Source organism: Achromobacter sp. Marseille-Q4954 (assembly GCF_943737025.1).
Taxonomy (GTDB): Bacteria; Pseudomonadota; Gammaproteobacteria; order Burkholderiales; family Burkholderiaceae_B; genus Achromobacter; species Achromobacter bronchisepticus_A.
The window spans coordinates 44,792-52,286 of record NZ_CALSFQ010000006.1 but is presented as its reverse complement, the minus strand read 5'-3'; the positions used below and the strand labels follow the sequence as shown (position 1 = coordinate 52,286).

At 67.0% G+C, this 7,495-nt stretch carries 6 protein-coding genes; 2 read left to right on the top strand and 4 right to left on the bottom strand.

Going from position 1 to position 7,495, the window contains the following annotated elements; genetic code table 11:
* The 3 genes from NGK62_RS32200 to NGK62_RS32190 all read right to left on the bottom strand — a co-directional run.
* Nucleotides 1–1,939, bottom strand: a 1,939-nt coding sequence (locus tag NGK62_RS32200) for an autotransporter outer membrane beta-barrel domain-containing protein (protein ID WP_251882134.1), incomplete at its 3' end; no start/stop codon positions are given.
* Nucleotides 1,940–2,376: 437 nt separating this feature from the next.
* Complete coding sequence (gene ggt / locus NGK62_RS32195) at nt 2,377–3,972, bottom strand: gamma-glutamyltransferase (RefSeq protein ID WP_118933217.1); 1,596 nt, start codon at nt 3,970–3,972, stop codon at nt 2,377–2,379.
* Nucleotides 3,973–3,997: 25 nt separating this feature from the next.
* Complete coding sequence (locus tag NGK62_RS32190) at nt 3,998–4,972, bottom strand: Bug family tripartite tricarboxylate transporter substrate binding protein (RefSeq protein ID WP_059371866.1); 975 nt, start codon at nt 4,970–4,972, stop codon at nt 3,998–4,000.
* Between the two features lie 176 nt (nt 4,973–5,148).
* Between NGK62_RS32190 and NGK62_RS32185 the strand changes: the two genes are divergently transcribed.
* A complete protein-coding gene (locus NGK62_RS32185; RefSeq protein WP_059371867.1) occupies nt 5,149–5,805 on the top strand; it encodes a GntR family transcriptional regulator in 657 nt (218 codons plus the stop codon).
* A gap of 52 nt (nt 5,806–5,857) precedes the next feature.
* Complete coding sequence (locus tag NGK62_RS32180) at nt 5,858–6,346, top strand: cupin domain-containing protein (RefSeq protein WP_118933216.1); 489 nt, start codon at nt 5,858–5,860, stop codon at nt 6,344–6,346.
* Here NGK62_RS32180 and NGK62_RS32175 read toward each other — a convergent pair.
* Nucleotides 6,343–7,227: a DMT family transporter gene (locus NGK62_RS32175; RefSeq protein ID WP_118933215.1), complete on the bottom strand. Its 885-nt coding sequence runs from the start codon at nt 7,225–7,227 to the stop codon at nt 6,343–6,345. The genes NGK62_RS32180 and NGK62_RS32175 overlap by 4 nt on opposite strands.
* Nucleotides 7,228–7,495 lie beyond the last annotated feature (268 nt).

Genomic DNA, 7,495 nt, shown 5'->3' with positions numbered 1-7,495 from the left:
CGCCGCCCGAGTAGTTGTTGACCGTCAGGGTCTTGAATTCTCCGCTCTGCGCTGGCGTTGCGAACAGCACTGTCCCGTCGTTGTTCAGTTCGCGCAGCATGGAGTCGTTGCGCACATGCCAGGCGCTGGATTTGTCCAGCGTCAGGCTGTTGACGCGGCCTTTGTCGCGCTGGATGACCGCGCCGGTCAGGACGGACCCGTCTCGCAGGGAGACGTCTGCGGCGCCGCTATTGATCATGATGTCGCCCGTCAGCACCGAGCGGGCCGCGGAGAGCCGAATCTGTCGGGCTTCCACCATAGTCGGGCTCCCTCCGCCCAGGTCGATGACGGGGAGCGCACTTGAATGCAGCAGGATTCCCGTGTTTTCCTGGCCGCCCGCGCTTGCAGTGACCGTGGCGTTCTCTAGCGTCAACACATGATTGCCGCCTGCTATCCGCAGGGCGGCGCCGTCCCGTGTGGTGATGCGTGAGCCGTTCTTCAGAATCACGCTGTTGGTCATGCCGGGATCGGAGCCCGTGCTCCGCATACCAGATGCTCCGAGTCCCGTGATGTCGAACTGCGTGTTGTCCAGCAGGGCATCGCCTCCGTTGCGCAGAAGCAGTCCGTCGGCGCTGGCGCCCGTGGTGGTTATCGTGGAGTTCCGCGCGGACAGCCTGCCGCCGCCTTCCATGGCGGCCAAGCCCTGGGCGCCTGCGCCATGGGTGATCACCGATGAATCTTGCAAATGGATTTGCGCGCCGGCCCGTTGGGCCAGCGCGCCTATGGCCCCGGCGCCCGATGTTTCGATCCGGACTGCGTTTGCCTCCAGGGTGGCGGAGTCGCCGAGTTCGCGCGAGACATACAAGGCATGGCCGTGGGCTATGCGGGTTGCGACCGTTCCTTGGTTCAGCGTGACTTTGCCGGCCCGGCTGTCAATGCCGACGTGGCTGGCGGCGATGGCAAAGCGATTGGCGGAAAAGGCCGTGTTCTTACCGACGAGCTGTATGCCGCGGCCCTCCGAACCGGTAGCCAAGACAGTCGTGTCTTCGAGATCTATCGCGGTGCCGGGGGCTCTGAGGTCGATTGCATATTGAAAGTCGCCCGTGGTAGTCAGCCTGGCGTTGCGGATGCTGGCGGTCGCTGCCTGTCCCTGGTATGTCGACGTCAGTCGAACGGCCTGCTTGGCCGAGGTCAGCATGCCGCCGTGCATCTCGAGTCTTCCTCCTTCGAGATAGGCGCCCGAGCCGTTCGCCGCACTGATGTCGGTGTCGCGCACCGAAACAAACCCGTCGCGTTCCCGCGTTTGCACACCGTGGGCGGTATCCCCCGTGGCCTTGATCTGGGTGTTCACCAGCGTGATGGAGCCGCCTCGTTCCGCCACGGCTCCGGAAGCGAGATCGCCGCTGGTGGCGATTGTCAGCCTGCCTGCCTCGATCGTGCTGCCCGGCCCGTTGGCATGCAGGGCAGAGGCGTTGCCGCCCCCGGTCGAAACGACCCCGACCCTCAGCACGATCTTGCCGCCATCCTGCGCGTAGGCGCCATGAGAGTAGCTGGCGTTCAAGGACAGGTTGGTGTCGCTGGCATCGATGATGCTGCCCGTTCCCTGGGCATGCAGTGCGTGGGAGCCTTGCCCCTGTGGGTTGTTCCTGGCCGTGACCGTGCTGTTTGTGAGCGTCACGCGACCGCCCGCGCTGGCCCGCACGCTGGCGGATTGTGAGGCCGGCTCGGCGCTGATCGTGACCTGGTCGCCTTCGACGATGTTGCCCGCGCCGGAGACATCGATGGCGGGATCGTTGCCGGTATGGGGGATGAGACTGCCGGGCGCCAGAATGATATGGCCCTTGCCGTCCGGATCATGCAGCCTGATCTGGCTGTGCTCCGCGGCCCGGCTGATTCCGGGGAGGGCGGGCAGCGTAGCGGCGAGCAGGCTTGCCACGAGTGGGGTAACGCGGAATTTCATGGGGATCTCGCGTGCTTGCAGCCGAGGCGTCCGATACATGCCGCCTTCGCGGGCTTGGCGTTGTACCGGCGTTTGCCGAGGAGGCTGGCGCGTTGCTGTGGATCCCGCAATCTTGGTTGGTGGGGAGGTGCAAAAGAATGAGAATTTTCTCGAAAGGCCTAGGGCGTGCAAGCCTCGGCGATCACGCTGGCGTTTTCGGCACAGTGCTGGATCATGGCTGAAGAAGCCGCGTTGGTGCGTCAGGTGCGATTTGCAGCAGCGGCTGCGTCTGTTCCGCCGTAGGGCACTATGCGTTGATGCTGCCGCAACGCGCCTAGCGGGCCTGAACATGGCGTCGTCCGACGTGTTCCAGGCGGCCAAAAGCGCATCGCCGCCCGAAGCGGCGGCGATGCTTGAAGCGTCGAACCCGGCCAGGCGTGGCGCCTGGCCGGAGCGGGTCAGAAGCCCACGGCCTGGCCGTCGCGGCGCGAATCCGACGCGGCCACGTAGCCGCCTTGCGGCAGGCGGCAGATCAGTTGCGCCGAACCAAATTCCAGGCTGTCGGCAGGCGCCACCGCGACATTGTGGCCGCGCGCGCGCAGCGCGTCGACCACGTCCGCCGGCAGGTGCGATTCCACGTTGACCACCGGGCCTTTTTCCACGCGGAAGCGCGGCGCGTCGCTCATGGCCTGCGGGTTCTGGCCGAACGCCGCCAGGCGCGTGACCATCTGCAGATGGCCCTGGGCCTGCATCGATCCGCCCATCACGCCGAAGGACATCAGCGGCTGGCCGCCGCGCGTGACGAATGCCGGAATGATGGTGTGCATCGGCTTCTTGCGCGGCGCGACCTGATTGGCGTGGCCGGGCGTCAACACGAAGTTCAGGCCGCGGTTGTGCAGGCTGATGCCGGTGTCGGGCACCACCACGCCGGAACCGAAGCCGTGGTAGTTGGACTGGATGAAGGACACCATGGTGCCGCTGGCGTCGGCCGCCGTCAGGTAAACGGTGCCGCCGGTGGCGGGCGTGCCCGCGACCGGCACGCTGGCGCGGTCCATGGAAATCTGGCGCGCGCGCTCGGCCAGGTAGCTGCGGTCCAGCAGGGCGGCGGCGCTGGTGCGCATGTGGCGCGGATCGGCGACGTGGTGGTGCAGGTCCGCGAACGCCAGCTTCATCGCTTCGATGCTGACGTGGTAGTAGTCCGCGCTGTCGCGGCCCATGCTTTCCAGGTCGAACTGTTCCAGCATGCCCAGCGCCATCAGCGCCGAGATGCCCTGGCCGCTGGGCGGGATCTCGTGCAGTTCGTAGCCGCGGAACGATTGCGAGATCGGCGTGACCCATTCGGGGCGGTGCTCGGCAAGATCCTCGGCGCTGAGCGCGCCGCCGGTCTGACGGGCGAAGTCGGCGATCTTGCGGGCGAGCTCGCCACGGTAGAAGCTATCGCCGCCGCTTTCGGCGATGGCGCGCAGCGTCTTGCCTTGCGCGGGAAAGCGCCACCATTCGCCGGCCTGGGGTGCACGGCCCTCTGGCAGGAAGGCGGCGGCAAAGCCCGGCTCCTGTGCCAGCTTGGGCGCCTGAGTGGCCCATTGGCGGGCGATGGTGGGCGATACCGCGAACCCTTCCTCGGCATAGGCGATGGCGGGTTCGAACAGCTGCGCGAAGGGCAGCTTGCCGAACCGTTCCGACAGCGCCTTCCAGCCCGCGACCTGGCCCGGCACGGTCACCGTGCCCCAGCCGGTGCCGGGCATGGCGTCGCGGCCGGCGAAGTACTCCGGCGTCCACGCGGCGGGCGAGCAGCCGCTGGAGTTCAGGCCGTGCAGCTGGCCGTCATGCCAGACCAGCGCGAACATGTCGCCGCCGATGCCGTTCATGACGGGTTCCACCACCGTCAGCGCGATGGCGGTGGCGATGGCGCTGTCCACGGCGTTGCCGCCGGCCAGCAGCATGCGCAGCCCGGCTTGGGCCGCCAGCGGCTGGCTGGTGGCGACCGCATTGGCGGCCAGGACCGGCATCTTCCGGGAGGCGTAGGGGAAAGACCAATCGAAGGGTAAGGACATGGAAACGGGAAACTCGTAGTGAAAATTACTGCGGCGTGATGCCGGCCTGATCGATCAGCTGCTTGGTGCGCGGGATTTCGGCCTTGATGAAGGCGGCGAATTCCTCGCGGCTGCCGCCGCGGGGCTCTGCGCCGGCTTCCGCGAGCTTACTGCGCAGCGCCGGATCGGCAAGCACTTTGTTGACGGCGCGGTTGAGCTTGTCGAGCACCGGGGCGGGCGTGCCTTCGGGGGCGACCAGACCGTACCACGGCGCGATGTCGTAGCCGGCGTAGCCCTGTTCCGCAATCGTGGGGATCTCGGGCGCCAGCGCCGAGCGCTTGGCATTGGACATGCCCAGCGCCAGCAGCGCGCCGCTCTTGGCCTGGGGTAGACCCGTCATGATGGTGTCGAAGTACATCGAGACCTGACCGCTGAGCAGGGCGGGGATGGCCTCGCCCGCGCCCTTGTACGGCACGTGCAGGATGTCGATGCCGGCCACGGATTTGAGCATTTCGCCCGCCATGTGGGAGGTCGTGCCGGTGCCGAACGAGGCGTAGGTCAGCTTGCCCGGGTTGGCGCGGGCGTAGGCCACCATTTCCGGCAGGGTCTTGAACGGCTGCGACGGGTTGGCCAGGAGGATGTTGGGGGTGTACGCCACCATCGACACCAGCGCGAAGGCGTCGGGGTCGTAGGCCAGGCGTTTTTGCAGAAAGCGGTTGGTGACGATGGCGGCAGGGCCGCCCATCAGCAGCGTGTAGCCGTCGGGGGCCGAGCGTGCCACCGAGGCGCTGCCGATGGCCGCGGCGGCGCCCGGACGGGCCTCGACGACAAAGGGCTGGCCCAGTTCCGTCGACAGCGCGGCGCCCAGTTGGCGCGAAATCAGATCGGTGGCGGAACCGGCCTGGAACGGCACGACGATGCGCACCGGATGCTGCGGCCAGTCAGTTGCCTGGGCGCCCGCTTGGGCGGCAAAGGCCACGGCGGCGGCGCCTGCCAGCGCCCGGATGAAACGAAACTTCATGAATTCCCCTTGATCGCGTTATGGAGTGCGTGCAGGGATTAGACGCAAGCGGGCGGTGCGGGGCTATTAGTATTTGCATCCATGGATCACTGGATCCAATTTGTGTTATTTTTGCGGTTATCTATCATGGCGGCTTTCGTGGGCCTATCCATCGGCCCTAGCCCCCCGGGACTCCAATGCTGCAATTCCAGAAGACAGCCATTAGCGCCGAAGACGAGGCCTACCTGCACCTGCAGCGCGAAATCCGCCTGGGCCGTTATGCGCCCGGCCAGCGCCTGGTGCCCGAGGTGGTCGCGGCCGAAATCGGCACCAGCCGCATGCCGGTACGCGGCGCGCTGCGCCGGCTGGCTTCCGAGGGGTTGGTCGAGATCCGCGCCAACCGCGGCGCGGTGGTGCGCGGCTTGAACCAGCAGGAAATGCTGGAAGTGTTCGAAATGCGTTCCGTACTGGAAGGCCTGGCCATGCGCAACGCGGTGCAGCACATGGGCGCCGAACACATCCGCCGCCTGTCGCTGCTGCTGGAACAGCTGGAGCAGGGGCCGGGCGAACATCTGGACTGGATCACCGCGCATCGCGAATTCCACGAGTACCTGTGCAGCTTCTGCCAGCAGCCGCGCCTGCTGCGCCAGATCTCGGAGCTGCATTCCGTCGTCGAACCCTACATGCGCCTGTGGGTAGCCCAGCCCGGCCGCGTCCTGCGCGTGCGCGAATCGCACCAGGAACTGATCGCCGCGCTGCAGACGCGCGACCCGGCGCGCTGCGAAGCGGCCATGCGCCAGCACGTGCTGAATACCGTGCCGGCCCTGCAGGCGTTTCTGGAACAGGCGGCCTAGGACGCGCGGCTTTGCTCTAGACTGGCGCCATCCTCCACGCGCCCGTCCCGCCATGACCGCATCTGCCGACCTCATCCGCCGCCTGGACCTGTTGCCGCACCCCGAAGGCGGCTACTACCGCGAAACCTATCGCGCCGCCGATGCCGTGACGCGCGGCGACGGCGCGCGCCGCTCGGCCAGCACCGCCATTTACTACCTGTTGTGCGACGGCGCCTGGTCGACCTGGCATCGCATCCGATCCGACGAACTCTGGCATTTCCATGCGGGCGACGCGCTGCTTGTCCATGTGCTGACGCCGGATGGCGCCTACCGCTGCTTGCGGCTGGGCGACGCGCTGAAGGATCCTGATGCCGCATTCCAGGCGGTCGTGCCGGCTGGCAGTTGGTTCGCGGCAGAACTCGCCGACCAGGCCAGCTATGCGCTGGCCGGCTGCACGGTGGCGCCGGGCTTCGAGTTCAGCGAGTTCGAGCTGGCCGACGCCGCCGAACTGCAACGGCTGCACCCCGCGCAGGCAGGCCTGATCGCGCGCCTGGCCCGCTAATCGGCGCCCTGCGCTTGCGGCTTTTTCCTGCGGGTGAACTTGGCCTCGCTCGCCAGCACGCCCGCCACGATCAGGCCGGCGCCCACCAGCGCCAGCGCCGGCAGCCGGTCGCCGGCCAGGCGTCCGACTATGCCGCCCCACACGGGCTCGCCCGCATAGATCACGGTGGCCCGGGTGGGCGATACGGATTTTTGCGCCCAGTTCATGGTCAGCTGGATGATGGCGCTGGCCAGTCCCAGGCCGATCGCCGCGCCGGCCCACAGCCACGAGAATTCCGGCACAGCTTCGCCCATCGCCGGCATCAGTGCGAACGACACCAGGCCGGCCGTCAAGAGCTGCACGAAGGTGACGCGGCGGCTGTCGACCTTCTTGGCATAGTGGCCGATCAGGATGATCTCCGCGGCGATCGCCGCGGCCCCGGCCAGCGTCGCCGCTTCGCCCACGCTGAAATTCAGCGCGCCCGCTTGCGGACCCGCCAGCAGGATCAGGCCCGCGAAGGCCAGCGCCACGCCCACCCAGCTCATCAGGCCCGGCGGCTTCTTCAGCACGGCCCATTGCAGCAGCGGCACGATGGGTACGTACATCGCCGTGATGAAGGCGGACTGGCTGCTGGTAATGGTCTGCAAGCCGTAGGTCTGCAGGAAATAGCCCAGGAACAGGGCGCAGCCGATGGCGATGCCGGCGCCTACCTCCTGGCGGGTGATCGCCGCCATGTGCTTACGGAACATCAGCAGCGCCATCAGGCCGGCGATCGTGAAACGCACGCCCACGAAGAACAGCGGTCCGCTGTGCTGCATGGCGATGTGGATGATGAGGAAGGTGCTGCCCCACAGCATGGTGACCAGCACCAGCGCGATTTCCTGGCGGGACAGGGCGAACATCGAGGTCTTGGACTTCACGGTCTGCTTCGGGCGCTACGAAATGGCGAGCACTATACAGCGCTTCGGTGACCGCTCACCGAACAGATTCCGGGATTCCGGGCGGAGCAGGCATATAGCCAGGAGTAATATGACGCGTCCGGCGTCGTCAGGCCGCTGGTAACGACAAGCCGGTACACGCCTCGTTCTTCTCGCTCCCGCCGCGCCTTTTGGGCGGCGACGGCGAATCTGGGCGCGCATAGCGGCCACAAGAAGATATCGAGGAGAAGCG